Genomic DNA, 592 nt, shown 5'->3' with positions numbered 1-592 from the left:
CTCAGCTGGTCCAGGGACCGCCGAGGTTCGCAACCAATATAATGCGCAGCAACCGCGCCCACTATCACGGGAATTCGGTGGCTACGCCGCGTTCCTGCGCATTACCGCGACCTCGCGATAATCGATCATTCACCAGAACTTGGAGAAGGCGCTCGAACTGACCGGCATCGTCGATGCGCTTGAGAACGCGACTTTGAACAGCGGCGCCAAGGCATCCGCGCGCTCGCGGTTCGAGTCCACGAAGCAGCGCTTTTTCGGACAGGTTCTGCTCTCCATGAAGCTCCCCACCGTCATCGCCGCGGTCCACGAGCATCTCGCCGCGGGGCAGTCAGTCGTGATGCAGCTCGTCACGACGGCCGAGTCCATTCTTGACCGGAGACTAGGCGCGCTCAGCCCCGACGACCGCGCGGACCTCGAGATCGACCTCTCGCCCCGGGAATACGTCTAATGTGGAGCTCCACATTAGACATATTCTTTGCAGTCGCAGTTTATGTCGAGCGTGGCGGCGAGAGACGCAGGTTTCCTTCGGTTTTCCATGATTTCACTCCAGATAATTACGGTTCCCTCGACCTGAACAAGTCGAAGGAACCAA

1 protein-coding gene is annotated in these 592 nt (G+C 59.1%); it reads left to right on the top strand.

Annotated features, from left to right (window positions below):
- Positions 1–193 precede the first annotated feature (193 nt).
- Entirely contained in the window at positions 194–448 is a 255-nt protein-coding gene (locus tag S2M10_RS20970) for a methylase (protein WP_247650946.1), read from the top strand.
- Positions 449–592 lie beyond the last annotated feature (144 nt).

Source organism: Sphingomonas sp. S2M10 (assembly GCF_012650175.1).
GTDB lineage: Bacteria > Pseudomonadota > Alphaproteobacteria > Sphingomonadales > Sphingomonadaceae > Sphingomonas.
This window is presented reverse-complemented; position numbering and strand designations above follow the sequence as displayed.